Origin of the sequence: Prosthecobacter sp. (assembly GCF_020439865.1) — a bacterium.
Taxonomy (GTDB): Bacteria; Verrucomicrobiota; Verrucomicrobiia; order Verrucomicrobiales; family Verrucomicrobiaceae; genus Prosthecobacter.
Window position 1 is genome coordinate 12,674 of sequence record NZ_JAGRPF010000182.1, and the last position, 26,709, is coordinate 39,382.

At 61.4% G+C, this 26,709-nt stretch carries 25 protein-coding genes; 14 read left to right on the forward strand and 11 right to left on the reverse strand.

Annotated features, from left to right (window positions below):
* Positions 1–25: 25 nt before the first annotated feature.
* The gene (locus KDL09_RS20570) at positions 26–1,027 is read left to right on the forward strand and encodes a serine hydrolase domain-containing protein (protein WP_294389309.1); all 1,002 of its coding nucleotides are present in this window, start codon (positions 26–28) and stop codon (positions 1,025–1,027) included.
* Here KDL09_RS20570 and KDL09_RS20575 read toward each other — a convergent pair.
* Both KDL09_RS20575 and KDL09_RS20580 read right to left on the reverse strand, forming a co-directional pair.
* Positions 1,018–2,136, reverse strand: a complete 1,119-nt coding sequence (locus tag KDL09_RS20575) for a hypothetical protein (RefSeq protein ID WP_294389310.1) — start codon at positions 2,134–2,136, stop codon at positions 1,018–1,020. The two genes, KDL09_RS20570 and KDL09_RS20575, sit on opposite strands and share 10 nt — an antisense overlap.
* A complete protein-coding gene (locus KDL09_RS20580; RefSeq protein ID WP_294389312.1) occupies positions 2,133–3,440 on the reverse strand; it encodes an amino acid permease in 1,308 nt (435 codons plus the stop codon). The genes KDL09_RS20575 and KDL09_RS20580 overlap by 4 nt, the downstream gene beginning before the upstream one ends.
* A gap of 109 nt (positions 3,441–3,549) precedes the next feature.
* Between KDL09_RS20580 and KDL09_RS20585 the strand changes: the two genes are divergently transcribed.
* From KDL09_RS20585 to KDL09_RS20620, 8 genes are all read left to right on the forward strand, one after another.
* Positions 3,550–3,882 carry a hypothetical protein gene (locus KDL09_RS20585; RefSeq protein WP_294389314.1) on the forward strand — a complete coding sequence of 111 codons (333 nt, stop codon included), beginning with the start codon at positions 3,550–3,552 and terminating at the stop codon, positions 3,880–3,882.
* Positions 3,883–4,025: 143 nt separating this feature from the next.
* Positions 4,026–4,541, forward strand: coding sequence for a hypothetical protein (locus KDL09_RS20590; protein ID WP_294389316.1), 516 nt, complete (start codon positions 4,026–4,028; stop codon positions 4,539–4,541).
* 77 nt (positions 4,542–4,618) lie between these two features.
* Positions 4,619–4,978 carry a PqqD family protein gene (locus KDL09_RS20595; protein WP_294389319.1) on the forward strand — a complete coding sequence of 120 codons (360 nt, stop codon included), beginning with the start codon at positions 4,619–4,621 and terminating at the stop codon, positions 4,976–4,978.
* A gap of 5 nt (positions 4,979–4,983) precedes the next feature.
* Positions 4,984–6,087, forward strand: a complete 1,104-nt coding sequence (locus KDL09_RS20600) for a hypothetical protein (RefSeq protein ID WP_294389321.1) — start codon at positions 4,984–4,986, stop codon at positions 6,085–6,087.
* A gap of 26 nt (positions 6,088–6,113) precedes the next feature.
* Positions 6,114–7,556, forward strand: a complete 1,443-nt coding sequence (locus KDL09_RS20605) for an alanine racemase (protein WP_294389322.1) — start codon at positions 6,114–6,116, stop codon at positions 7,554–7,556.
* A 190-nt stretch (positions 7,557–7,746) separates the two neighbouring features.
* On the forward strand, positions 7,747–9,879 hold the full coding sequence (locus tag KDL09_RS20610) for an urea transporter (protein ID WP_294389324.1): 2,133 nt from the start codon (positions 7,747–7,749) through the stop codon (positions 9,877–9,879).
* The gene (locus KDL09_RS20615; protein ID WP_294389327.1) at positions 9,876–10,547 is read left to right on the forward strand and encodes a tetratricopeptide repeat protein; all 672 of its coding nucleotides are present in this window, start codon (positions 9,876–9,878) and stop codon (positions 10,545–10,547) included. Before KDL09_RS20610 ends, KDL09_RS20615 begins: the two co-directional genes overlap by 4 nt.
* An 85-nt stretch (positions 10,548–10,632) precedes the next feature.
* Positions 10,633–12,114 carry an urea transporter gene (locus KDL09_RS20620; protein WP_294389329.1) on the forward strand — a complete coding sequence of 494 codons (1,482 nt, stop codon included), beginning with the start codon at positions 10,633–10,635 and terminating at the stop codon, positions 12,112–12,114.
* Here KDL09_RS20620 and KDL09_RS20625 read toward each other — a convergent pair.
* Entirely contained in the window at positions 12,067–12,942 is an 876-nt protein-coding gene (locus KDL09_RS20625; RefSeq protein WP_294389330.1) for a hypothetical protein, read from the reverse strand. The genes KDL09_RS20620 and KDL09_RS20625 overlap by 48 nt on opposite strands.
* 48 nt (positions 12,943–12,990) lie before the next feature.
* Between KDL09_RS20625 and KDL09_RS20630 the strand changes: the two genes are divergently transcribed.
* Positions 12,991–14,286: a PQQ-binding-like beta-propeller repeat protein gene (locus KDL09_RS20630; RefSeq protein WP_294389333.1), complete on the forward strand. Its 1,296-nt coding sequence runs from the start codon at positions 12,991–12,993 to the stop codon at positions 14,284–14,286.
* Here KDL09_RS20630 and KDL09_RS20635 read toward each other — a convergent pair whose 3' ends face one another.
* Positions 14,287–15,405 carry an SGNH/GDSL hydrolase family protein gene (locus KDL09_RS20635; RefSeq protein WP_294389334.1) on the reverse strand — a complete coding sequence of 373 codons (1,119 nt, stop codon included), beginning with the start codon at positions 15,403–15,405 and terminating at the stop codon, positions 14,287–14,289.
* Between the two features lie 175 nt (positions 15,406–15,580).
* Positions 15,581–16,108, reverse strand: a complete 528-nt coding sequence (ssb, locus tag KDL09_RS20640) for a single-stranded DNA-binding protein (RefSeq protein ID WP_294389336.1) — start codon at positions 16,106–16,108, stop codon at positions 15,581–15,583.
* Between the two features lie 112 nt (positions 16,109–16,220).
* Between ssb and KDL09_RS20645 the strand changes: the two genes are divergently transcribed.
* Positions 16,221–17,114 carry a site-specific tyrosine recombinase XerD gene (locus tag KDL09_RS20645; protein ID WP_294389338.1) on the forward strand — a complete coding sequence of 298 codons (894 nt, stop codon included), beginning with the start codon at positions 16,221–16,223 and terminating at the stop codon, positions 17,112–17,114.
* Here KDL09_RS20645 and KDL09_RS20650 read toward each other — a convergent pair.
* Entirely contained in the window at positions 17,099–18,001 is a 903-nt protein-coding gene (locus KDL09_RS20650) for a phosphatidylserine decarboxylase (protein WP_294389340.1), read from the reverse strand. The genes KDL09_RS20645 and KDL09_RS20650 overlap by 16 nt on opposite strands.
* A 101-nt stretch (positions 18,002–18,102) precedes the next feature.
* On the opposite strand from KDL09_RS20650, the gene KDL09_RS20655 reads away from it, so the two are divergent.
* On the forward strand, positions 18,103–19,935 hold the full coding sequence (locus KDL09_RS20655; protein ID WP_294389342.1) for a hypothetical protein: 1,833 nt from the start codon (positions 18,103–18,105) through the stop codon (positions 19,933–19,935).
* A gap of 5 nt (positions 19,936–19,940) precedes the next feature.
* Here KDL09_RS20655 and folP read toward each other — a convergent pair whose 3' ends face one another.
* Positions 19,941–20,783, reverse strand: a complete 843-nt coding sequence (folP, locus tag KDL09_RS20660) for a dihydropteroate synthase (RefSeq protein ID WP_294389344.1) — start codon at positions 20,781–20,783, stop codon at positions 19,941–19,943.
* Complete coding sequence (locus tag KDL09_RS20665) at positions 20,780–21,592, reverse strand: histidinol-phosphatase HisJ family protein (RefSeq protein WP_294389346.1); 813 nt, start codon at positions 21,590–21,592, stop codon at positions 20,780–20,782. The genes folP and KDL09_RS20665 overlap by 4 nt, the downstream gene beginning before the upstream one ends.
* A 67-nt stretch (positions 21,593–21,659) precedes the next feature.
* Between KDL09_RS20665 and KDL09_RS20670 the strand changes: the two genes are divergently transcribed.
* Together KDL09_RS20670 and KDL09_RS20675 are read left to right on the forward strand one after the other, a co-directional pair.
* On the forward strand, positions 21,660–22,319 hold the full coding sequence (locus KDL09_RS20670) for an HAD family hydrolase (protein WP_294389348.1): 660 nt from the start codon (positions 21,660–21,662) through the stop codon (positions 22,317–22,319).
* Positions 22,320–22,376: 57 nt separating this feature from the next.
* Positions 22,377–23,261 carry a L,D-transpeptidase gene (locus tag KDL09_RS20675; protein ID WP_294389350.1) on the forward strand — a complete coding sequence of 295 codons (885 nt, stop codon included), beginning with the start codon at positions 22,377–22,379 and terminating at the stop codon, positions 23,259–23,261.
* A 251-nt stretch (positions 23,262–23,512) separates the two neighbouring features.
* On the opposite strand, the gene secD is transcribed toward KDL09_RS20675, so the two are convergent.
* The 3 genes from secD to KDL09_RS20690 form a co-directional block, all read right to left on the reverse strand.
* Positions 23,513–25,936 carry a protein translocase subunit SecD gene (secD, locus tag KDL09_RS20680; protein ID WP_294389352.1) on the reverse strand — a complete coding sequence of 808 codons (2,424 nt, stop codon included), beginning with the start codon at positions 25,934–25,936 and terminating at the stop codon, positions 23,513–23,515.
* Between the two features lie 42 nt (positions 25,937–25,978).
* Positions 25,979–26,326: a preprotein translocase subunit YajC gene (gene yajC, locus KDL09_RS20685; protein ID WP_294389354.1), complete on the reverse strand. Its 348-nt coding sequence runs from the start codon at positions 26,324–26,326 to the stop codon at positions 25,979–25,981.
* Positions 26,323–26,709 (reverse strand): tRNA guanosine(34) transglycosylase Tgt (locus KDL09_RS20690; RefSeq protein ID WP_294389356.1); only part of this gene is annotated, 387 nt, incomplete at its 5' end. The genes yajC and KDL09_RS20690, both read right to left, overlap by 4 nt.

The window sequence follows — 26,709 nt, forward strand, 5'->3', positions numbered from 1 at the left end:
GCACCTGGCGGTCTATGATCTCCGCGTGACACGCTTGCTGGCATTTCTGTCCTTCTTCACGCACTCACATGCTGTCGAGCCGCTGCCTGTGGAGCGCATTCAGGCCGTTGCGGCGTATTCGGCGGCGCATGGCGGGCATGCTCTGCTGATCGAGCAGAACGGCAGGATCCTGCACGAGTCTTATACGAACGGCCACATGAAGCGTGAGCCGCATCGCATCTACAGCGGCACGAAGGCCTTCTGGTGTCTGACCGCCTTCGCGGCGGAAAAGGAGGGCCTGCTCGATCTCGACGACCGCGTGAGCGACACGATCACCGAGTGGCAGGATGACAAGCGCCGCAGCAAGATCACCGTGCGGCAGCTTCTGGATTTCAGCAGCGGCATGGAGCCGCTCTTCGGCCTGCATGAGAACGACTACAAAGACCGCACCGCCTCGGCGATGAAGGCCGCGCTTGTCGGCACGACCGGCAAGTCCTTCATTTACGGCCCGGCGGCGCTGCAGGTGTATCACGAACTGCTCGCACGGAAGCTTCGCGAGAAAAAGCAGACGCCGGTGCGCTATCTCGAGCGCAAGGTGCTCGGGCCGCTCGATCTCGGCTCGCAGCGCTATCTGCCGGACCACCATGGCGCACCGCTGCTCGCTGCAGGCTTCATGCAGACGGCACGCCAGTGGTCGGAGCTTGGCGGATGGGTGCTGAAGCACGACGACATCATCTCCAAGATCAAATCCAGCGACGCCAATCGCGCCTACGGCTTCGGCTTCTGGAACAACCATGCCGCCGAATCCAAGTATGCGCGAGAAGTCGACGTGGAAGACATGCTCGACAAGAAATGGCCCCAACAATCCTGGCGCAACGCCTGCCTCTGCCGCTCCGCCCCCGCTGATCTCATCGCCTGCATCGGCTCCTACGGTCAGCGTCTCTACATCGTGCCGTCACAGAAGCTCGTCATCGTGCGTCTGGCGAAGGATTCGAAACCGAATGACGCGCAGATGCTGAGGCTGTTGTTTGCGCGGGATCAACGCTGAACCGCCGGCTTCTCCTCCACCACCGGCAGCGCCTTTCTCACGACGGTCTTTGCCACGCCGTAAATCAGCGTGCTTCTGCCAGGCTGCCATTGATAGCCGATGCCGAAGGGAAGCGTCGGGACTTGGTTGCGCCGATAGTATTCGGCGAGATCGGACTGGTAGTGCTGCTTAAACAGAGTGATTGGCCCGGGATACCAGCCGAAAGCTCGTACGTCCCACATGTCGCGCGGAAAGTCACGCCAGGGGATGCCGGAGTCGTCCTGCGTCATGGTGCGGCAGTGCAGAAGCAGATAGTCACGGATCGTGGTAAACTCGCTGAGGTGCATGAGGTAGGAGGCGGACTTGGTGAAGCCGTTCATTTGGCCCAACGTGTCGCAGAAGCGAAGGAAGGACGGATCCTGCTTGAGAGCCCAGCTCGCGATGTTGGTGGAGAAGTAGTAGAGCGTCTGCGTCCCGCCCTTGGGGCCGGTGAAAGTGATGCGTGCGCCGGGAGTTTTGGTTTCTTTGTCGGTGATGACCTTGCCCTCGGCATCGAGCCAGATTTTTTCGACGTTCTGGATAAAGCAGCCGCAGCGGGCGAGGAAGACGTAGAGCACGGGAAGCGTGCCGGTGAGCTTCGTGGCCTGCAGATCCTTCTTCATGTCGGCGGTGATGAAGAAGCTGAAGCTGAGCGAGGCGTTGAGCGTGGTGCGCAGGTTGCGCAGCGAAGAGCCGAGTTCGCCCTCGCTCAGCTTGGTCACATCTGGCAGGGGGCCCACGGGTTCGACGGCGGCGAGGACGTAGGTGGAAGCATTTGGAAAGAACGTGTGCGCATGCAGGAAGTCCGGACCGCTGAAGACGTAGAGCAGCGGCGAGGGATCGCTGACCGCTTCTGGCAGGTTCAGGGGCGCCCATTCACGAATCGCGCGGAACTGCCGTTCTTCAGCATCCGCCCAGACGGCATCGAGTTCCTTGGCGTGTGAGTTGAATCCGCCCCGCTGGGCGAGTTCGGCCAAGGGCGAGCCATCCTGAGGCAGTCCGGCGAGGAAACGCGCCTGATCATTCGGAGTTGGCTCTGATGCGATCGCGGCCCGGGTCAGGAGGAGCAGGGGCAGAAGAAGCTTTTTCATGGGGTGCGTGGAGTACGCGGTGAGATGAAATAAATGATCCAGCCAAGCAAAATGAGCGCCATGCCGGCCAATGTTTCGTGCGGATGCTTCTTGGCCACGAACACCATCATCCACGCACTGATGCCTAGAAACAGCAGCGGCGTCACCGGATAGCCCCAGCAGCGGTACGGACGCGGCAGGTCGGGCTGTTTGAAGCGCAGCACGATCAGTCCTACCACGGTGGCAAACGAACCCAGTTGAATGCTGAACTGCACGCAGGTCAGCACCGTCTCGAAACTGGCCGTTAGCAGCAGCGTGACGACGATGCAAAGCTGAACGAACAACGCGGCCACCGGCACGCCGCGCTCGTCGCTTGCCGCGAGCGGTGAGAGAATGCGCAGGTCCTGGCCCATGGTCTTCATCACACGCGGCCCCACCCAGGTCATCGCGCTGATGCTGGAAACCAGCCCGAGGCAGATCAGTCCCGACATGATCTTTCCTCCGGTGGCACCAAAGATGTGTTCCGCCGCGATGTGGCCGACCTCGAGCTTCCCGTCGAGCTCGCTCATCGGTGCGACGTGAAGAAACACGGCGTTGAGCGCGAGGTACAGTCCGGAGACCAGCAGCGTTCCCAGCGCGATCGCCCGCGGCACGTTCTTCTGCGGTTCACGAATCTCTCCGACGATGTAGGTGGCTGCGTTCCAGCCCGCGTAGGCATACATCACGTAAACAAGGCTCACCGCAAACGGGGTGCTGCCCAGGAGCTTGAAGTCACCAGGCACGGGCGTGAAGTGAACCGGCTGTCCTTTGCCCAGCCAAAAACCGGCGCCGATGAAAACGAGGATCAGCACCACCTTCAGCCAGGTCGCCGTGTTTTGAAACTTCGCGGCCACGTGGATGCCTCCCACGTGGATCAACGTCACCACCCAGACCATGACGAGCGACCACGTTGTCGCCGGAGCCGAGGGAAAGATGCTGGAGAAGTATTTGCCGAAAGCCATCGCCGCCAGCGCGATGGGGGCCGCGAATCCCACTGTCACCGAGAGCCAGCCCGACAGGAAGCCGATCGACGGATGAAAAATTTTCGAGAGAAAGTGATACTCGCCGCCTGAGCGCGGCAGCGCCGCAGCGAGTTCGCCGTAGCACACCGCTCCGCAGAAGGCGCACACGCCGCCCACGAGCCAGAGCATCAGGATCGCAAATCCGGAGGGCAGGCCGCCGACTTGGAAACCCAGGGAAGTGAAGACCCCGGTGCCGATCATGTTTGCCACCACCACCGCCGTGGCTGTGATCAGTGAGATGCCCTGCGCTCGCGTGGTGCTCATGGGCGCGATGGCTACGCGCTGGGCAGGGGAGCGTCAACTGTGCTTGAGACCTTTCAGAAGCGGCCAAAGCAGGACTTGCAGAGCCCGAAAACGGGCATTCCTTTTTCCCATGAAAACGACATCCTCACATTTAACCAGGGGGGTGGTCATCGCGGTCAGCCTGCTGGCACTCTCTCAAGCCTGGCGGCTGGGCAGACAGCCCGCAAACGACCAAGTTCCTGAAAAAGTCATTACGGAGCTGAAACAGGAACTGCGCAGGGTCGAAACACCTCCGTCGCAGCCGGTCATTCCCTCTGAGACTTCCGTCGAATTCGGAGACCGATGGGAACGGCCCCACAACCCGTGGAAGGATCCCACGGATCCCGACCGGATGTGGCACGACCAGCGTCAGCGCGCCAGTCAGGTGCTGATGCGATCTGATCTGCCTCCGCTCGACAGATAATCGTCCGCAGTCTTTGCAGGATGAAACATGCTTCCTCTCCGCCAAGTGGCGGGGAGGTTGGGGGACGCGGCAATCTGTTTGAGGCACTGCACAGGCAGTCCAAGAGGACTTGTCGGGAGGGAGATTCTGAGTTCACTCCCTCGATGAAAACGACTTCCTCAAAATGGAAGCTTTCGAGAGTCCTTCTTGCTGTGCTGTTGAGCTCTGCCGCGGGTTGGTGGTTTGGTGCCTATGAACATCTCGGCTCTGGCGAATCGAAAGAAGCAAGGATGTCTCTGGACGAGTTTCACAACTGGTGGCGGATCGAAGACTTGGGAGGGCAGATCGAGGCGTCGCGGAAGAGGGTCGGTGAGCTGGCGTGGAAGTTCGCAGCAGACGCCCCGGTTTATCCGCGTAGGGAGAAGGAGTTCGTGGAACGGAAGCCGCTAAATTTGACTATTCGCCAGCAGACCGCGAACCCTCTGGAGTTTGGCACGCCGGAGCCCATACGCCGCCCCATCTGGAACGGCCCGACCGACCCCGACAGTGTTTGGCATGACCAGCGTCGTCGGGCGAATCAGACGCTGGTTCGGCATGGGTTGCCTTCGTTGGAGGGAGGGACGACTTTTCAGGTCAGCCCCGCACCGCCCCATCGACCAAGGGTGAAATTCCAAAAATAAACGGGAATTCATTTTTGCCGCAGCGGTGTCGTTAACCGGCCGGGCTTCTATGAGGTGTAATTCAATTGCACCTCGCCATGAAACTCGCCACACACCCCAGACTGCTTTGCCAGGACAGACTCAAGCACGATCTCACTCTTCCTGTGCCCCAGGTCGTTGCACCGGCACCTGTTGAAACCGCCCCGTCAGGCTTTGATTTTAACACCGTCAGCTGGCAGGCCGACGGCTTCGGCTTTGATGCCACGACCGGCGAATTCTTCACCGCTAGTCCCGTTGCGCTGGTCGTCATGCGGGCGCTGAGCGCAGGGCTTGAGCGCGAACAAATTCTCGACCGCCTCACCGCGGCGTTCGAGGTCGCCCGCAGCACGGCGGAACGCGACCTGGAAACCTTCCTCGCTGAACTCGCCCACATCGGTCTCACCCCAACCGAGAACTGAGCGCCATGAACTCCTCCCCAGTCATCGCTGTCACCGGTCTTCATCGTGGAGAGAACCCCCAGCCCGGGTCGGCCGTCATTCGCAGCCTTCGCCGCGTGTATCCGGAACTTCGCATCGTCGGCCTCGTCTATGATTCTCTCGAAAGCGGTCTTTACAGCGAGGAGGATGCTCCTGATGCCGCCTTCACGCTTTCTTATCCGGGCGCCGGAGAGGAAGCCTTCTGGGCCCGCATCGATGCCATCCGCGAAATTGAGCACTTTGACGTTTTGATTCCATGCCTCGATGCCGAAATGGCTCCGCTGGTCGAATCGCCCGAAAAACTGCGCGAACGCGGCATCGATGTCTGCCTGCCCTCCGCTTCGAGCTTTCAGGGCCGGGACAAATCGAAACTCGAGGAACTTTGCGCACGCACGCAGTGCCGCACGCCACAGACCATCGCCGTGAACGATGTGAGCTCATTGCATCAGGCCGCGGCAAGCCTGGGTGGCAACGTGTTTGTCAAAGGCCGCTTCTACGAGGCCAAGCATGCCACAACGCCCGCCGCACGCGAAGCCGCCTTCTGGCACTTGATGGAGCAATGGGGCGCCCCGGTGCTTGTGCAGGAAAATGTCGAAGGGGAGGAGTACAACGTCATCGGACTCGGTGACGGCAGCGGACAAATCCTCGGTTCCTGTGCCATCCGCAAGATGCTGCGCACCACCAGCGGCAAAGGGTTCGGCGGAATGGTTGTGCGTGATTCGCGGCTTGATGCGATTACGCAGTCACTCATCGCCGAATTGCGCTGGAACGGGCCGTTTGAACTCGAGTTCGTCAAGCCCGACGACAGGAACGAGGACTTCTGCCTCATCGAAATCAATCCGCGTTTCCCCGCCTGGTGTGATTTCCCCTCCACGCTGAATTGCAACCTGCCCGCCGCCGCGCTCGAACTCGCGCTTGGCTGGCACCCGCGTGAACCGCTGGGGCATCCGATGCCCGGCAAGTTCTTCATCCGCCATGCCATCGACATGACCGGCGACTTGCGCGACCTCGCCGCGCTCACCACCACCGGGCAGTTCTTCCGCCAGCCGCGCGAGTTCATTCCGCACGTCACCTCGGGCCGGACCTTTTGATTCTCCACCTCTCACCGCATCCTCCCATGCAAACGCTTCTTCCTTACTCCCCGCCGACGATCACCCGTCATCTCAGCGGCCAAAACAGCGCCGCGAACCGCAACCGTCATGCGCATGGCCTCAACAACAACGTCTGCGAGCGCATCGACGGCGTGCCCGTGGCCGATCTGGCCGCGCGTTTTGGCTCGCCGCTCTTTGTGTTCTCCGAGCGCACGCTGCGTGAGAAAATCCGCCGCGCGCGCGAAGCTTTCGAGAGCCGCTATCCGAACACGCGCTTCGCCTGGAGCTACAAGACCAACTACCTCAACGCCATCTGCCGCGTGTTTCACAGCGAGGGCAGCATCGCCGAGGTGGTGAGTGAGTTCGAGTATGAAAAAGCACGCCGCAACGGTATCGCCGGGCGTGACATCATTTTCAACGGTCCGCACAAGTCACGTGCCGGTCTCGAGCTCGCCGCCGGCGAAGGTGCGATGATCCAGGTAGACAACTGGGATGAACTACTACTGCTCGACACCATCGCGAAGGAACAGGGACGAAGCATCGACATCGCCATCCGCTGCTGGCTCGACGCAGGCATTCAGCCGGTGTGGAGCAAATTTGGTTTCGGCGTCGAAACCGGCGAGGCCTGGCGCGCCATTCGTCGCATCGCCGAGAGCCGGGGCCGTCTTCGACTGCAGGGTTTGCACACGCACATCGGTACCTACATTCTCGAACCGAACGCTTACAAAACGGCCGCTGAAAAACTAGTCACGCTCATGGAGCGCTGCAGAGAGAGCTTCGGCTGGAGTCTGCGCTATCTGAATCTCGGCGGCGGCTTCCCATCGCTCAGCACGCTTCACTACTCGTATCAGAGCGCCGAACAGATCGTTCCGCCCATCGAAAAATACGCCGAGGCGATCACCGGCGTGCTGAACTCTCTGCCACGCGACCGCCGGCCACGTCTCTATCTCGAAAGCGGCCGTGCGTTGGTCGATGAGGCCGGTTATCTCATCACAAGCGTTGTTGCCGTGAAGCAAACCACCGCATCGGGACCGATCACGCTCGCTGGAAAGGCCGCCAAGGCCCAGGCCTATGTGCATGAAACCAATGGCACCGCCTACATCGTCGATGCAGGGATCAACCTGCTCTACAGCGGCAACTGGTATCGCTTCAATGTGAAGCCCGCCAAGGTGCAGCGTGAGAGCCTTCCGCAGCCCGTCAAACTCTACGGCTGCCTCTGCATGAACATCGATGTCATTCGCGAGCAGGTCTCTCTGCCGGCGATGACCACGGGCGATCATCTCGTCATGCATCCTGTCGGTGCCTACAACATCACCCAGAGCATGCAGTTCATCACCTATCGTCCGGCCGTGGTCATGATCGGCCTCGACGGCCGCGTCGATGTCATCCGCGAACGCGAAGACCTCGACTACGTCCAGCGCCTCGAGCGCATCCCCGATCATCTGCTGACGGCAAACCGCCCGGAATGATCCGATTCAAATTCTTCACCACCCCAAAACCATGAACCCGGAAGTCCCATCCCCCCTCCTAGAGATGGCCATTCTAGAGCCCTCGTGTCCCGACTCTTCTCCCGTGTGGGAGAAGATCAGGGCGAGGGCGTCAGCGCTTTCAGATGCGGTCCGTCCCCATCTTCAAACCATCATCGCACCGCTTCTCGAAGTGTCCCGTGCCGCCAGTTCCATCTTCCTCTGCGGAAGCTGGAAAACAGGCGTGCTTCTCTGCGCCACGCTGCTGTTTTCGCCGCGCTACTTCGTGTTCGCACTCATCGCCACGCTGCTCGGTGGTGCCATGGCCCGGGTTCTGAACCTTCCTGCGGCCATGCGAAAGGAAGGCACGCTGCTCTACAATGTCTTCCTCAGCGCTCTGGCGGTCGCCTGGATCACACGCAACACCACGCTGCCTCCGACGGCGATCTACGGCATGCTCGTCATTGCGACGGTTTACACGCTGCTGCTCTCCGCCGCGCTTTGGCACTGGTTCCCGCTGCATGCGGGACTGCCGCCGTTGAGCGTGGCCTTTGTCATCACTTTCGGCACGCTGCTGACCTTCTTTCCGCTCGCCGCCGCAGCTTCCGCCGCGCTGCCTTATGCGCTTCCTGCGGAGCCGGTTCTGCCCTTTGTAGTCGCTGCATTTCTTCGCAGCATGGGCACGATTCTCTTTCTGCCCAACGTGTGGGCCGGGATTGCCGTCACGTTTGCGATCCTCGTCTGGTCACGCGTTGCGATGATCAACGCCGTTGTGGGTTACGCGGGCGGTGTCGTCGTCGTGAAGCTGCTTGAAGCCTGCGGCATGCAATGGTTCGGCTGGTCTGCGGGTCACAACTACCTTCTCGCCGGCATGGCGCTCGGCGCCGTGTACTTCATTCCCTCCTGGAGCAGTCTCGCGCTCGCTTTCGTCGCCGGTGCGGTGGCTGCGCTGAATGTGGCGGCGGTGCAGCATTTTCTGCGCGGCTCGGGCTGGGAATATCTGCCGCTGCCATACCTGCTCACCATCTGGAGCATGCTCTGCTGCCTTCGTCTGCGGGACAAGTCAGGTTCATTGCTGCCCACCTTGGGAACATTTGAAAATCCGGAAGCCGCGGCCGTCGCCACCGCTCTGAGTCGCGAGCGTTTCCCGCATCAAAACGAAACGCATCTCCTGCCGCCCGCATCGCGCGAAATCACCGTCACGCAGGGCTTCGACGACAGGCTCAGCCATCGTGGCATTTGGAAACACGCGCTCGACTTTGAAATCCATGACGCCCACGACAGCGCCTGTCCTCCCGGATGCGACGACGACCTGAGCCACTACTACACGCAGGGTCTCGAAGTCCGCGCACCTGGCGCCGGCGAAATCATCCGCATCGTCGACGATGTGCCCGACAATGCCCCCGGCGGCTGCAACTTCGCCCGCAGCTGGGGCAATCATCTTTTCCTGCGTCTCGACTACGGCGGCGTCATCAAGCTCGCGCACTTCACGAAGAACGGCATCATCGTCAAAGCCGGCCAGTGCGTCGCGGCGGGAGATCTGCTCGGCTACTGCGGCAACTCGGGACGCAGCCCCGTGCCACATATTCATCTGCATCTTCAGACGGGCGCTGAGAGCGATGCGCCGACAGCTCCTTTCTGTCTCACCAATTTCTTCACGCGCACCGAGAGCGGTGTGCGCTGGAACTTTGCCGGCGTGCCCAAAGTTGGAGCCCGAATCGCATCCGCGACGGTCTCCACCACCGTGCTGGGCACGCTGGCTCATTTTGCACCGGGCATTGCGCGGTATCGCTCCAGTGAATCGGAGTACACCGAGCTCCGCACCACCCTGGATGAAGCTGGCCGGTATGTGTTTGCCGAAGGAAAGGACCGGCTCACCGCCGTCCTCGGACTTCACGCGTTGCAGATCACGCAGAGCAGCATCGGCGCCCGGTCGCAGCTCCTGCGTCTCCTTTCGTTCGCCATGCCCACCGTGCCCTTCGCTTATCAGAGCGGCATGAACTGGGAGGATTATGTTGCTTTGGATGCAAAGCGGCGCGGTCGGGCATTGGCGGACGCCCTCTCGCCTTATCTGGGGCATCGCACCCAGCGCGTGGTCATCCGCCATGCCCAGTATCCCACGATTCGCGGCCTCCATCTCATCGCCACCCTGCCAGAAGGATCCGCCGATCTTCCGCATCAGATCGAGTTCACGCTCGAGCCCGTGCGCGGTCTCACCAGCCTCACCGCCCACTTCAAAACACACCAGATCACCTTCACTCAAACCGGCTTCACTCCCACGCTGCCCAATGGCGACGCGGACGAGGCCCTCTTCTCCCAGCCATGAAAACACACCTGCTCCTCTTCACGTTCGTCTGTTTCACCACCGCACGCGCTGCGGACAATCTCACCGCCATCTCCGAAGCCTGGCAGCAGTCGCTGACCGCCGAGTCCAACAACGATTATGCAGGCGCTCTCGAAAGCATGATGACCTTCAAGAGCGCCGGAGGCGACACCTACCTGGCAACCGTGCGCGTGGGTTGGTTGTCGTATCTGAACCAGGACTATGACAAGGCGGTGCAGTTTTACTCCGCCGCCGCCCGGCAGGAGCCGCGTGCCATCACACCACATCTCGGTCTCACCTACACGTTTCTGGCGCAGCAAAAACCGAAGGAGGCGCTGATCGCCGCTCGGAACGGGCTCAGCATCGATCAGTACAACTTCAGACTGCTGCTCATCGCGGGCGAGCTTCTCTTCAACGAGGGGGACTTCCGCAAAGCCGAAACCTACTTCGACCGCGCACATCATCTGCAGCCTGAGGATCCCATCGCCATGAGCTGGCTCGGCTGGTCGCTGATCAGCCAGCGTCAGATCAAGCCCGCGGGCGCCTTGTTTGAAAGGCTCATGCAGATCAACCCTGACGGCTATTTTGTTCGCGATGGTTACGCCATCACTCACGAACCGCGTTCGGGCGGACCTGGCGGGCGGGGCGGGCCTCCCCCCGGCATTCGATAGCCGGTGGCTGACGAGTCTCCATGATTGCCGCGCCCGCAGCCCTCTCTAAGGTGGATTTCGTGATTTCCGAATTGCTTCCCGCCGAATGAAACGAGTCCTCGACCACACCCTGCGTGGTTACGGCCAGATGCTCGCGGCGAACAACCGCTTCACGGGCGTGTGTGTGCTCATCGGGCTCTTCATCCTCTCCGTTGAAGCCGCCCTCATGAGTCTCGGCGGTGCGCTCCTAGTCTCAGCGCTCGCCCTCAGGCGCGCGAAGAACGACGCGGTGCTTCAGACAGGTCTCGTCAGTGTGAACGGCGCGCTGCTCGGCGCATTGTGGCTGCTGTTCCCTCAGCTGCCGCTTTGGGCGCAGGCGGTGGCGACGGCGCTGGGATGTGCCGCTCTGGTGTTTTTCTTTGTTCCCGTCATTGAGCGCATGCATGAAAAAAAGTCACCCTATGTGCTCTTCAGCCTGCCTTATGCGGCAACGGCGTGGGCTGTGTTGACGGCGCTCATTTTCTTCGGCGTGCATGACGCCGAACTCACACGTGGCTGGCGCGCGCTTCTTGTCGCCGACTATGAGAAGGCCGAGAAGCATTTCCTCAACACCGAGGTCAGGACGGACATGGCGGAGGCCTATCGCTGTGCCGGCCTCGGCTGGAGCTTGTACCGACGCGGAGATCAGACTGGCGCGCAAACCGCCTTTGCTCGTGTGCTCACGTTGAAAATCGGTGTCGCCGACGCCTACGACGGCCTTGGTTGGAGTCGTTTCCGCCAGTCCCGCTTCGACGATGCCACGCTGGCCTTTCGTCGGGCTGTGGCGCTGGATTCGTTCTTTGCCGATTCGTGGGACGGGCTCGGCTGGTGCGCCATGCAGGCCGGCAAACCCGAGGAGGCGCGCCGCCACTTCACCACCGCCGTGTTGTGCGCGCCGTTTTTTGCCGACGCCTTTTCCGGACTCGGCACGACGCTGCCTGAAGGCCCGTTGCAGAGCCGTTGTTTTGCGTGGAGCCGGTTTCTTGAGGGCAACCTGGGGCTGACCGCGCAGTTCACTTCATCCCGGGTTTTGCTTTGCTGGATCTGGTTTTTCATCGGCATCCTCTGGCACTCGCGCACCAGCGCGCTGGTGGCTCTTGTTGCAGTCGGTCTGTGCTTCTTAGGCTCCTTGTGGCTGCCTGCCTTTGGCGATCCCGCTTTCGCGCTGAACATCGTTGTGCTGACTCTTGCGCTCGGTGGTCATTACCTGCGTCTCAATCTGAAGAGCGCGGTGTGGATGATGCTGGTCGCAGTGGTGTTCGCCTTCCTGTGGGAGCCGCTCACCGAAGGGCTGTTACGTCTCGCGCTGTTGCCGCTCAGCCTTCCTTTCAATGCCGGACTACTCGGCAGCGTCGCTTTCTTTGGCTGGCTGCACCGTCGGGGGTTCCGTGATGAGCGCATTCCCACCGACTGGGCCGCGTCCACTCCGGCCGAAGTGCGTGAGTTCGTCGCCCGCCGCGACAAACCGAAGCGGGCGGATTCCACGCCGCCGCAGACGACGTCACTTCAGCTTCCGGCCGAAGTGGATCTCAAAATAGACGCCGAGTGAGTCCGCCAGTGCGATGGCAAAACGCCGCTGGTCTTCCGGACGCTCGCGCACGTTGTGCCACGGGCACTCGACCTGAATGGCGCTCACCGTGCCGCCATTGCGCGAACCGTGCGCGGCGACGTCATACACGCCGCTGAAGTAGCCGGCTAGGAGGCCGGGGTTTGGTTTCGAAGGGCAGGGCAGGCAGCGAAAACCACCGCGGTTTTCCAGCAGGCCGCCCAAACTCTGCGGTCCTCGCAGCAGCTCTGCAAAGCTTTGAGGTGAGCGTTTGTCGAGATCACGAATGCTGGTGGAGGCGATCAGCGCCGCATCCGCATTCAGTTCGGCATCGGAGCGTTTCAGCATGTCCGCCTTGACCAGATAGCCCAGTTCCACCCGCTGATCGAGATGGCGATGCCCGTGAATGTCCAGCAGCAGTCCCATGCCGTGCTTTTTCATCACGCTGGCGCAGGCAGCTGTGGCTCCGTCATGAAAACGGCGCCAGGCCGCCTCCGCCGTGGGATCTCCTTGGGCGGCCTCCTTGATTTCGCGATTCGGGTCCAGCTTGGTGCGGTGTAGGCGGGAAATGATCGCGTGCGGCCGGCCGCCGTAGCGCTTCTCGAGTTCCTCGATGATCATTTCGGACAGCTGGATGGTGTTGGCATCCATGCCGGTGACCCCGTAGCGGCGCGCGAGTACATTCGACGGTTTCAAGGTCCCGCCATGGGGCACCGTTAGAATGATGGGAAGGCTGCCGCTGCGCACTTCGATGTACTTCTCGAGATCCGGTGTCTGCGCCTTGAGAACGACGGCGGAAATGAAAAGAAAAAACGGGATGCGCATGATCATGGGCAGTGAAAGACAGTTCTCCGCCGCCCGCCACGTTTTTTCTCGCCCATGATCCACCGCCTTCTTCTCCCCCTGCTGCTTCTTACCTCCGTCTCCAATGCCGGCAACTGGCCCGAGTGGCGTGGAACCGCGCAAGGCCGCGCGAACGCCTCGGGCCTGCCGGAAACCTGGAGTGAAACGAGCAACGTCGCTTGGAAGACAGAGTTGCCGGGCCGCGGCCACTCCACGCCGGTGATGTGGGGGGAGCAGATCTGGATCACCACCGCCTTCGAGAAACCTGCCACACCCGAGGAGGCCAAGCGCCGACTTGAATCGAACACCGGTGACCAGCCGCTCACGGTTCTTGGTTCCGTCAGCCTTCATGTGCTGTGCGTGGATCGGAACAGCGGCAAGATCCTCCACGACATCGAACTCCTGAATGTGAAGGACCCGCAGTGGGCGCATCAGCTCAACAGCTACGCCTCACCGACGCCGGTGCTCGAAGAAGGGCGCCTCTACGCGCATTTCGGCTCCTTTGGCACTGTCGCGCTCGACACCAAGACGCTGAGGGTGCTGTGGAAGAATGAGGAGCTGCATGTCATGCACGAAAACGGACCGGGATCGACCGGCGTTTTGTTTGGCGACAAGCTGATCGCGCACTTCGACGGCAGCGATCAGCAGTTTATCGCCGCGTTCGACAAGAACACCGGCAAGGTCGCATGGAAAACAGCGCGCAGCGGCGAGATGGACCCGCGCGCGCAGCAGCGCAAAGCCTACGGTACGCCGCTCGTCGTCACCATGAACGGCCGGCCAACCGTCGTCAGCTCCGCCGCCAGCAACATCTACGGCTACGATCCGCAGACCGGCGAAGAACTGTGGAAGATCCCTTACGGTGAGCTGGGCTTCTCCATGTCCACCGTGCCTGTTGCCGACGATCAGCAGGTTTACTTCAGCACGGCGTTTGGTAAATCGCAGGTGATCGCGTTGAAGTACGCGGGACTGAAGACGCCGGAGATCGCCTGGCGGAACAACAAGAACGCGCCGAAGATGTGCTCGCCTGTTCTGAGCAACGGGTTGCTCTTTTACGTCGATGACGGCGGCATCGTGAGCTGTGTGGACACGAAGACCGGTGAGGCTCTCTACCGCGAACGTCTCGGCGGCAAGTTCAGTGCCTCACCGATTCTCGCCGATGGCAAACTCTACTTCTGCAGCCGCGAAGGTGTCGTGAGCATCGTGCCTGCGACCAAGGAGTTTAAAATCCTCGCTCAGAACACGCTCGACGGTCCGATCATGGCCAGCCCGATCGCCGATGGCAGCGCCCTGTTCATCCGCACGGACAAGGCGCTGTACAAGATCGGGAAGTGATTACTTCAGCGCTTCACGCAGCACCGGTTCGAAGATGTCCGCCTGGCGCATGAAGCCGAGGTCGGTTCCGTGGGAGGCGTCGTTGGAGCCGTCGGCATCGGTGCCGTAGAGCGCATCGCCGCTGATGTAATGGAGGTTGGGCACCTTCTCGGTCTTGAGCTGCTCGTAGGCGGCTTTCAGCGCGGCGTGGTTGTCGTCGTGGAATTTTGCTTTGGCCGGAGTGATCCAGGAATTGGTGAAACGGCGGTCTTCGACGAGGACGATGGGCGTTGTCGCGTGTTTGGAGCGCAGTTGCTTCACCAGCGGCACGCACTTCGCTGTCACATCGGCGGGACCCATGTTCGGGCAGCAATCGATAACAATGACGGCGGCCTCGAATTCGTTGATCAGATCACCGACGGCGGCGTCCATGCGTCCATTGCCGGAAAAGCCGATGTTGATGACAGGACGGTCGAAGCGACGACCGAGAATCGCCGTGTGAACCATGCCGGGACGTGACGCGTTCGCACCGTGAGTGATGGAGGTGCCGTAGAAGACGATGGGCTTGTCCTTTCGCGGAGCGAGGCCTTCGAACTTCGCGTTCGCAGGCACGCCGATCTCGAGTTTGTCGATGCCGTTGTAGAGTGGCAGGTACGCGCAGAATTCATGCTCGCCGGGAGTGAGACCGCTGATCATCACGGCTTCGACGTGCTGCTTGTCCGGCTTTGTGCAGGTGACCCAGCGCCACTGGCCTTTGTCATCGCGCGCATAGAGGTCGAGTCCGCTCACACCCGTCGCAGGCATCGCGGGCATGGCGATGCCGGAGTCCATCAAATCGTAGCGGCAGTAGATTGCGTCTGCGTTGGTCTTGAAGCGCACCATCATGCCCGCGCTGTCACGGCTGAGGCCCCACACGGCGGGCGTGACTTTTCCTTCGGCTTTCGCCGGGAGTCGATCGAACCAGCGCTTGCGCTCCTGATCGCCCCACCCGCGGCCTTCCACGCCCCAGGTCGTCACATCATGCCATTGCGCATCCGCCGGAATGGTCGGCCCCTTCGGTTTGGCCGGAGCTTTGGGCGCGGCGGTTTGAGCGAACAGCGAGGCGCTGACAAGAAGGGAGAGGAGAATGGCTGGTTTCATGGAGGCGAAGTTAACGCAGCCTCACGATGCGAATCTTGCGCATTCTAAGTGCGGGATCTGAGTATCGAACATCGAACAAGGACCCTTGAATGATGAAATGATGACTGCCGGCCACCTTCCGGCCTTCAAGGTTCATCATTCCTTGTTCGTGATTCGATATTCCTTTCCTCGACGATCAAAACGGAATGTCGTCGTCTTCCATGCCATCCGTGATCGGACCTTCGCCGAACTCATCGTTTTGACGGGCAGGAGCCGGACGCTGCGGCGGACGTTGTTGAGAGGCGGGGCGCTGTTGCGGGCGCTGCTGAGGACGGCTGTAGCCGCCGCCTTCGTCATCACCACCACCGCCGGCAGGGCCGCGGTCGCCACCAGGGCTGCCGAGGAACTGCATCTGCTCGCCGACGACGCGCATGCGTGTGCGCTTCTGGCCGGTCTGCTTGTCCTCCCAGGAATCCATCTGCAGGCGGCCCTCGATGAAGACCGGGCGGCCTTTGTGCAGGTATTTGCCGGCGAGTTCGGCCATCTTGGACCAGAGGACGACGTCCACGAAGGTCACCTCCTCCACCTTTTCACCACTGTCAGAAGTGTACACGCGGTTCACCGCGAGACCGATGTCGCAGACGGCGCTGCCCTTGGGGGTGTAGCGCACTTCGGGGTCGCGGGTCAGATTTCCGATGAGCATGACTTTGTTGTAGGAGGCCATAATGAGGAGTGGTGGAGTGCTGGTGACGTGTCTTGGGGGCTGACGTTGCCGGGGGGCGGTGCCTCCGGCAATGTATTTTTTGTCATCCGGGGCGGTCGTGCCATGCTGAGGCGTGCTGAATCTCATCGACAGCTTCATTCTCCATCTGGCGACCGAGCGCGGCCTGTCCGTGAATTATCAGCTCCTCGTGCGCCGGTTTCTGGAGGCCTTTGCCTCGTGGTTCAAAGAAAAGCACCAGTCCGAAAGCGTGGCCGCGGTGACCACGGAGCATCTGAGCGGCTACCTCGCCCAGCGTAAAAAGGACGGCATCGCCGCCTCGTCGGCGCGCATCGAACTCATCGCACTGAAGATCTTTTTTCGGTGGCTGACGACTCGGAAACACATCGCCGCCGATCCGGCGGAGCCGATTCTGCCGCCGCGGCAGGAGAAACATCTGCCGGACTCCTTGAATGAGCAGGACGTCCGCAGGCTCGTCGAGTCCGTGAATGGCACCGGGCCGCTGGACCGTCGCGATCGGGCCATTCTGGAGCTGTTTTATGCGAGCGGCGTGCGTTTGTCAGAACTCGCCGATGCGCGGCTGGAAAATCTCAGTCTCGAAGAGGGCTGGATTCGCGTCACGGGCAAGGGGTCCAAGACGAGGCTCTCACCCGTGGGCGGCGCAGCCCGCGAGGCGATCGCCGCCTACGTCGAGCACGCGCGGCCCGCGCTGGTGAAACCCAAATCGCAGAGCCACATCTTCATCTCACGCAACGGCACGCGGCTGACGCCGGCGCGCATCCAGCAGATTGTGAAGGAGCGCGCGGCCTTGTGCGGCATCGATCCCGCGCGCGTGCATCCGCACACGCTGCGGCACAGCTTTGCCACGCATCTCCTCAACAACGGTGCCGACCTGCGGGTGATCCAGGAGATGCTCGGACACGCGGACATCTCGACGACGCAGATCTACACCCACGTGGATCAGGCGCGGCTGAAGGACGTGCATCGTCGGTTTCACCCGAGAGCGTGAGCGCACACATCGCCCATGCGGGCGTAAACCTCGCGGCCGACTTTGCTGTGCTCGATCAAATCGTCGGAGAAGCGAATTTTGCCGGGTTCGAAGATCGTGATGCAGCAGGAGCCGCCGAAACGAAAATAGCCTTTTTCATCGCCTTTCGCGATGGTCGTGCCTGGCGCGAACGTTTGCACGATGGAACCGACGCAGGTGGCGCCAACTTCGAGCAGGAGGACAGCCCCCAACGCCGGAGAACGCAGGACAGTGATCTCGCGTTTGTTTTCCCAGTGAATGCTGGCCCGGCGGCGTAACGCGATCGGGCTGACGGAATAGAGCGGCCCGTCGATGAGGCGGGAGGCCTCAGGAGTTCCGTCGCACGGAAAATGAAAGCGGTGGTAGTCCACCGGACAGAGACGTGAGATGAGCATGCTGCCGCGGGCAAAGCGCCCGGCGAGGTTGGAGTCACGCAGGAGGGAGGGGAGGTCAAAGCGGATGCCTTTGACGAAGAAGTCGTCACATGCGGCGATGTCAGGCAGCACGAGGTGGCGGCCGTCTGCGGGGAAGGCGATCTCGTTTTCACCCGCGGCGATGGGGCGAGCCTGCGGCTTCAGCTTGCGGTAAAAGAACTCGTTGAAGGTGCGGAAGGAGTCTGGGGCGTCGGCGAATTCGCTGACATCCACGCCGTAGGTGGCGAGAAAAGGGGCGACCTTGGCGCGGCTGGCTGGGGCGTCCATGCGGTCTCCATACCAGCGTGAGAACGCGGCCCGTTTCACCAGCGCGTGCAGCGGGAGCGCTCCCAGCGGGTTCTCGTAGGTGAAGCGCAGAAAGCCCTCGCCGTACACCGCCTCAGTCTCGATGCGCTGGGTGAGTCGGTTGAAAAAGGTGATGGGTGCGGCCGGCATGGGGTTATTCACATAGCGCCGTGCCAAGAAAACGCCACACGAACAAAGCTGGCGACAAAGCTGATTCGAGGCATAGTCGCGGCCCTTTCACGACCGATCGTATGACCGAACCCGAAACCAGCTCTGACAACCAGCCGCAACCTCAAGCCGGCCTGGTCGATCTTTCCGATTTGAAAATGATGCCCGCGTGGGTGGGCGAGTTCGGTAAGGAGGAGAAGATCAAGCAACGCTATGCTGGAGCCGAAGACCGTCCGCAGCGCGGTGGCCGCGATGATCGTCGTGGCGGCTTTGGCGATCGCGGTCGCAGCGGCGGCCCGCCACCGCGTCGCGATGGCCCCGGAGGAGGCCGCCCAGGCGGCGGATTCCGTCCGCGTGGTGAAGGTGGCCCGCCCCGCCGCGATGGCGATGACCGTCGTGGCCCGCGTCGATTCGGAGATCGTGACCGTGGCGGCCCGCCGCAGCGTGAATGGGTCGAGATTCCGAAGGATGTGCAGATCACGATCTTTCCGGAGGATAAGGCGGTGGATGCGCTCGCCGCGCACGTGCGCCAGACCGGGCATGCCTTCAGCATGTTTGACGCCGCACGTCTCGTGCTCGCCGGCGGTGATCGCTTCATGGTGCGCTTCCGCTGTGCGGAGGAGCGTGCCACGGGTCTCTATCACGTGCCTGCGGACGGCAGCCTCTTCCTCACACGCGATGAAGCGCTCGCTCATGTGCTGCACAGCGCCGCATTGGATGAGTTTTACCGCGTCGAGGAGATCGAACTCGAAGCTCCGAAGGGTGAGTTTGCCTCCGTGGCCGTCTGCGGCATGAGCGGCGAGCTCATCGGTCCGCCGAGCCATCACAGCTATCAAACCGGTGTCATCCGGCTGCATCGCGAGCGCTTTTCCAACATGTCGATCGACGACTTCAAGCGTCGCATCCGCGTGGAGGCGAATCCGGAACTCGTCGCCAAGTGGAAGGAAAACATGAGCAAGGGACGCCGCTGGGTCTGCCTGAAGGGCGAAGTGCCCGAAGGAGGTGAACCCACCGTGCTCAACTCCCGTGCCGACATGGAGGCGCATTTCCGCCGCACGTTTGGCAACGATGCCGTCATCGAAGTGCGTGACGCCACGGTTCCTGGTAACATCGACAAGCAGAAGCTGTCGCATGTGTTCTTCATCATGCTCCGTCAGGCGGTGGACGCGGCGCGGAAGCATCTGTTTGAGATTTCGCAGAAGCTGGGCGCCGGTCTGGAGCGTCGCGGCATGAAGCTATTCAAGCGTCGTGCTGGCAAGCAGTTCGTCTCGCGCGTCAAACCCCGTGCGGTCGAATCCGGCATGGTGTTCTCCGACCGTCTGGCCGACATCGTGGAGATCTTGAAGAAGAACCACGGCATGATTTTGCATGAGCTGGTGGAATCGATTGTTCCATCCCCGGCCGCACCCGAGCAACCGGCGTCCGACACGCCGAGGCCGCCGACCGAAGAGCAGGTGGGTGTCATCAAGGACATCCGCTGGCTGGCAAACGAAGGCTACGTGATCGAATACAGCGACGGCATGGTCTTCCTTGGCGTGCAGGGCGAACCTGCCGCGAAGAAAGAAGCTCCGGCCACCAAGGCGCAAGCGAAAGACAAAGCTCCGGCCGAAAGCGCCGAGGCAGCTCCTGCTGCGGAGGCAGAACAACAAGAAGCCCCGGTGGAAGAGTCACTGGCTGAAGAAGCGCTGGCCGAGGCGGCTCAAGCGGCGCTGGCAGGAGCTCCGGAAGAGGCTCCTGCAGCAGAGGAAACACCCGAAGCTGAGGCTGCTGAAGCAGAGCCGGAGGCCGCTGAACCGGTGCTGAAAGAAGTCCCGACGGAAGCATCCATAGAGGAAACGACACTGGCCGAAGAGGCTGAAGTGGCGCTTGCAGAATCCTCTGCGGAAGAACCTGCGGCGGAAGAAGGCGCCGCCTGATCTTTTCAACGAACGCTCTCGATGGCCCACAGCATCTTGACCGCCTGAACAGCGGCTTTGACGTTGTGCACTCGGAAAATCTGCGCGCCTCGGCTGACGCCGGCTGCGATGCAGGCGACGGTTCCCGGGTCGCGTTCGAGCGCAGGCACGCCGAGCACGTCGCCGATGACCGTCTTGCGCGAAACGGGCAGCAGGATGGGCCGCCCGAAGCGCTGGAGCTTTTCCAACTCGCGGTAGATCGTCAGATTGTCATCGCGCTGCTTCGCAAAATCGATGCCGGGATCGAGAATGATGTTCTCACGCGGCAGGCCGACGCTCTCGGCCATGACGAGGCGCTGCTCGAAGAAGCGGTCGAGGGTGTCCATGATGCTCGGATACTGCACATGCGTGTGCGGCACTTTTGGCTGACCGACGCTGTGCATGATGAGCAGCCCGGCGTTGTGTTCGGCGCAGAGCTTCGCGTTGAAGGCGTCCGGCAGGCCGCTGATATCGTTGATGAGGTCGCCACCGAGCGGCAGCACTTCAGCAATGACGTCGGACCGCCAGGTGTTGATCGAAAGCAGCGGAGCATTGAAACGCGCCTTCAGTTCCGGCCACTTGGCCATGAAAGGCCGCAGGCGGTCCACCTCCTCGTTCGCGCTGATCGCTTCACGATTCGTGCGCGCGCTCTCGGCACCGATGTCGATGATGTCAGCGCCCTCGTTGAGCTGCTGCTCCGCCTGTGCGAGCGCCGCCGTGGGATCCAGCGTGCCGTCGCCGCAGAAGGAGTCGTCGTTGATGTTCACGATCCCCATCACCAGCGGGCGGCGGGGGAACTCGATCGTGTGCTGACGTGCTTTCCAAATCATAGGGGCCAGGTCTCCGGCAGTGGCACGACTTTACGCTGACGTTTTTCAAAGCGCACCGTCGTCGTGTAACCGACGCTGCGGACGAGTTCGAACGCCTTGTCGAAGTCCACGCCGACATCCGTCGGCACGTGGGCGTCGGAATTGATGACGATCGGCACGTTTGCGCTGAAGGCCATCTCCAGCATCTCGCGGGCGGGGTAGATCTCGCGCACGTCTTTGCGCAGGCCGGCGGTGCTGACCTCGAGGATGCCGTTCGTATCGACGAGCGCCTGGATCACCGGCTCGTAGTAGTGCCGCAGATCGCCCTCGGGGCGCAGGCCAAAGCGTTTCGCCAGATCGGGGTGCGCGTGGAAGTCGAACTGCTTCGTGCGGATCATCTGCTCGTAGAGTTTCCAATACATGCCCCACATGTGTTCTATGTCCGCAGAGGTCTTCCAGCGCGAGACGTGCTTCGGATCGTCCACGGCGATGCCGTCGTGGATGTAATGCACGCTGCCGATCAGATAGTCCCAGTCCGCCATGGCGGCAGTCTCGTCGATCCACTTCTGATAGCCGTCGATGTGGTCACACTCGAGCGCGAGCCGGATAGGAAAGTCCGGCAGCGCCTCGCGGGCCTCGTTCACCAGTTCAAAATAGCGCGGCAGGTCGGAGATCGGCATGCGCCAGTCGTCATAGTGCTCCGGCATCGGGTTGTGATCCGAAAGGCCGATCTCCGCGAGGCCGATGCTCTGCGCGTGGCGCGCGTAATCGACCGGATTGCCCTCCGCGTGCAGGCAAAGCGGTGTGTGCGTGTGGTAATCGGTGAGCATGGGGCTTTTTCGCTGCATCCGGCGGTCTGGCAAGTTGATCGCACGGCATTTCGCGGCATGAGGAAGCATGCCCACCCTCAAAGCCTTTATTTTCGACCTCGACGGAACCTTGATCGACTCGCTCGCGGACATCGCGGAATCGATCAACCGCATGCTGGATGCGCGCGGGTATCCGCGCTGCGAAAAGGAAGTGTTCAAGCAGATGGTGGGCGACGGGATGGAAAAACTCGTCGAGCGGGCGCTGCCCGAATCCGTGCGCAGTGACGAACTGATCAAGGTCTGCGTGGAGGAATACCGTGCGCATTACGATGTGTTGTGGAACGCGCAGACGCAGCCGTATCCGGGCATCGAGGAGATGCTGGCGGAGATGAAAGGCCGTGGCCTCAAACTGGGCGTGATTTCGAACAAGACGCATCGCTTCACGGTGCCGATGACGGAGCATTTTTTTGGCAAAGCGGTGTTTGATCACATCCTAGGTCAGCGTGCCGAGGTGCCGCGCAAGCCCGCGCCGGACGGGGCGCACGAGATGGCGGCGTTTCTCGGTTTGAAAACCGACGAGATGGTCTACGTGGGCGATTCGGGCATCGACATGCAGTTTGCGAAGAACTCCGGCATGCGGGCCATCGGCGTGTGCTGGGGATTTCGCAGCGAGGCGGAACTGATGGAATGCGGAGCCGATGTGCTCATTTCCTCAGCGTCGGAATTGTTCGATCTTTGCGAAAAATAAACTGCCACACGCAGCTTGAGCGGCGTAAACACGGCACTTAGAATCGGCGCCGTGAAAATGAAACCCTCCCTTGTGATTCTGCGCGCCGGTCTTGCCGCCGGCACGGTGTTGCTGGCCTCCTGCCAGTTGTTCCGCAAAAAGCCGCCGGCTCCTCCGCCCGAACCGGTGAAAGAGGAATGGAAGTATCCGGGCGAGTGGACGGGCGGTGACAAGCCGATCACGAGCATCCGCATCAACGTGGACGTCCAGCGCGCCATTCTCTACAACGGCAACGATGTGGTCGGCTGGACGTATGTGGCGAGCGGAATTCCCAGCTTCCCGACGCCAACGGGTGAGTTCAAAATCCTCGAGAAGATCAAAGACAAGGTCTCCAACCTCTACGGCAAGGGCTACGATGCGAACGGCAAGCTGGTGAACTCCGACTTCAAGCAGGGGCGTGACCTGCTTCCTCCTGGCGGGCGTTTCGAAGCCGCGAAGATGACCTACTTCATGCGCCTCACCGGCGATGGCGTGGGCATGCACATCGGCCCGATTCCGCGGCCCGGACGCCGGGCCTCGCACGGCTGCATTCGTCTGCCGTCCAAGATGGCGCCGATCCTGTTCGCCCACACGGTGGTCGGAACGCCCGTGACGATCACCGGCAGCGGTCCGGACTATCAGTCCTACCTCAAGCAGTCGAATGAAAAGGCCCGGGCGAATGCCGCGAAGCTGGCGTCAGCCAAGAAAAAGGCGGAGGAAGCCGCTGTCCAAGCTGCAGCGGCGACCACACTTGCCCCGGACGATCCCAACGGTCCAAAGGGCGGCACAGCGACTCCAGCCGCTCCGACAGTTCCGCCATTGGGCGCACCGGTGGGAACACCGGCGACGCCGACGGAGGAAGTGAAACCTGCTGCTCCCGCAACTCCAGCTCCGACTCCGGCCCCCGCGCCGACTCCGCAGTAACTCAAAACAAATCCCTACAAGGCGGGCGCAGGCGGGCAGCGATGCCCGCCTTTTTGTGTGGTGACATTTGTCGGTGGCGGTTTGGCGACGCTTTCAGAGTCACCTCATCGGAGGTTGATGGGACGACCAGAGTTCCGATTCGCAGTCTGTTTCTCTAATGCATCGTCTCTCCAGCCAGACACCTGACACGGTGCAATAAAAACGGCAGGCGACCGGTGAGATCGCCTGCCGTGGAATGAGTTGTGGCCGGTTTACGCCTTGCCGCCGGCAGCCGCCGCTGCGGCGATGGACTGCTGGGCCTTCATCTGCTCGATCTGCGCGTCGAGCACCTGGCGCTTTAGGCTGGTGCCGGTCTTCTTCGCGTACCACAGCACGAGCGGCGATGCGATAAAGATGGACGAGTAGGTTCCGAGGAGAATGCCGATCGTGATCGGCATGGCGAACTCGAGCATGGCCGGATTGCCAAGGAATAGAAGAACTACCATGGGGGCCAGCGTGGTCGAGCTGGTCAGAATCGTGCGGCTGAGCGTCTTGCAGATGGCTTCGTTCATCATCTCACGCATACTGCCGCCGGTGCCGCGCTGGATCGTTTCACGGATGCGGTCAAACACGATGATCGTGTCATTGATGGAGTAACCGGCGATGGCCAACAGCGCACCGACATGGATGACGCTCAGTTCCTGGCCAAACAGCACGCAGAGGCCCGGGACGATGAGGACGTCGTGGAAGAGGGCCACGATGGCGCCCACGGCGAAGGCGAACTCGAATCGGAGCATGAGATAGAGGAAAATGGCCAGAAGAGCACAAGCCAGGGCCACGGAGGACTGTTTCTTGAGCTCTTCGCCGATGACGGAGCCGACGGTGGCGATGCTGGTGCCGCTGATCGTATCGCCAGTCCATTTTTTGTTGATGGCACCCTGGATCACGGCGCCGCTGAGCTCTTCACAGCGGACGCTGATGTTTTCGGAGCCGTTGGTCGGATCGGTTTTTCGCTGGATGTAGGCGGTGCCGATGGCCTTGCCCTCTGGCTGCTTGAGCGGGGCAATCAGGGCGTTCAACTCGGCGTCGGTAATGTTCTTTCCTTCCTTCAAGACGACGTCGACGCGGGCGCCGCCGCGGAAGTCGATGCCGAAGCTCTGATCGCCCTTCATGATGACGGTGCCAAGCGAGATTGCGGTGACGACAAGCGAGGCGATGATGAATTTCGGAGCCAATGACAGGATGTCGAACACCTTGTCCGGAACGATGTGAGTGGTCTTGAGGTTGGTCAGGATGGACTTGTCGATGGCCCACATGAAAATCACACGGGTGACGATGAGTGCGCCAATCATGGAGGAGACCAGACCGATCATGAGGGTGACGGCGAAGCCTTTGACCAGACCGCCGGAGATGACGACGAGGATGATGGCGGAGATGAGCGTGGTGATGTTCGAGTCGGCGATGGCGGAGAACGCCTTCTCATACGCGGCCTCGAGCGCGCCGGTGAAGGTCTTGCCGGCCTCCATTTCCTCACGCAGTCGTTCGTAGATCAGCACGTTGGCGTCCACAGCCATGCCGATGGTCAGCACGATACCCGCGATGCCCGGCATGGTGAGCGTGAAGCCGAACAGCGCCATCGAGCCGAACAGAACGCAGAGGTTGATCACAAGTCCGACGATCGCCACGATGCCGGCGAGACGGTAGACGATCAGCATGAAGATCGTGGTGATGATGAGGCCTGCCACGAGCACCCATTTGCCCTGGTTGATGGCGGCCTGACCGTAGGCGGAGGAGACCGAGCTCTCCGAGAGAATCTTCATCGGATTCTTCAGCGGATTGCTCAGCAGGGTTGCCAGCGTGTCGGCCTCCTGCTGGGAGAAGCCTCTGCTGCCACCGCCGGAGATCTCTGCGCGGCCTCCGTACTGCTTGGCCTGAAGCCTTGGAGCGGAGTGAATCTGACCGTCCACGATGATGGCCATTTCCTTCTGGTAATGCACGGCTGCCAGTTCGTCGAAGAGCTTGGCGCCCTCGCTGTCGAACTGCAGCGCGACCTTGTTGCCCTCGGCATCGACGGTGCGGTAGGCCTTGGAGACGTATTTGCCTTCAATGTCGGCGGTGTCTCGGACGAGTTCGGACTTGGCGATGACAGTGCCGTCCTTGGCGGTGACCGGAGTGCGGTAGGGCATTTCGATCCAGCCGGGCTCCTTGATGCCGCCGCGCGCCTTGATCTGCTCCAGCTTGGCCTGGCTGTCGGGATGCACCCGGCGGAACTCGAGATGTGCGACCGTTTGAATGACCTTGCGCACATCGGCGATTTCCTCGTCGGAGATGCCGGGCATCTGGATCACCACGCGGTCCGTGCCTTCAGGCTGCAGCGTGAGATCCTTCTCACCGTTTGGGCTCAGGCGCTTCTGCAGGATGTCGATCGCCTGCTGTACATCCGAGCTGGTGACCTCCTTCTTGGTGCCGTCATCGTTGTCGCTGGGTTGAAGCTGCACGATGAACTCGCTGCCGCCTTGGAGGTCGATGCCCAGCTTGAGGCCCATCGTCTTCGCCGTGTAGATGGCGGAGAAGGCGGTCAGCGCGACGAGCAGCGTGCCCACCCAGCGCTTGGTTTTGTGCACGGCGGTGCCGATGTAAACCAGGAGCATCATCAGGATGGATGCTCCGACAAAGAAGGTGGCGAACGGATTCATGGACGGGTTGGCTGGAGGTTGGGAAAATCAGGCGGATGCAGATCAGGCCGCGGTCGCTTCGACGACATCGGACTTCTTGGTCACGGCGGCAATCTTGCTCCGCTCGTATTCGACTTTGACGTTGTCGGCGATCTTGACCATCACGGTGCGGTCTTTGACGCTGGTGATGATGCCATGCACACCGCTTTCCATGATGACGTGGTCGCTCACAGTGACGCTCGCGATGAGCTTCTGGTGCTCCTTCATGCGCTTCTGCTGCGGGCGGAAGATGACGAAGTACATCACCACGATCATGAGGATCGGCAGCATCATGGGACTGCCAAGGATACCACCCTGTTGGCCTGCGGCTTGGGCAAAGAAGAGGGTGTTTTCGAGAGAGGATATGTTCATGATTCGGAGCTGACGTTGGAGGGCTTGTATTTCGCGACGACCTCTGCCCGGAACTCGGCGAAACAACCCTGTTCGATCGCTTGACGTGCCCTGGACGTGAGGGACGCGTAGAAATGCAGGTTATGCAGAGAAATCAACCGCAAACCCAGAATCTCCTGGGCCTGCACCAGATGGCGGATGTAGGCCCGTGAAAAGCCCTGGCAGAGAGGATGCGTGTCTTCGGCGATGGGACGGAAATCCTTCGCATAACAGGCGTTTCGCAGGTTCATCATGCCCTCGTGGGTGAAGGCGGTGCCGTTTCGCGCCAGTCGCGTGGGCAAAACGCAGTCAAACATGTCGATCCCGCGGGCGATCAGCTCGATCACCTGCGGCGGCGTGCCCAG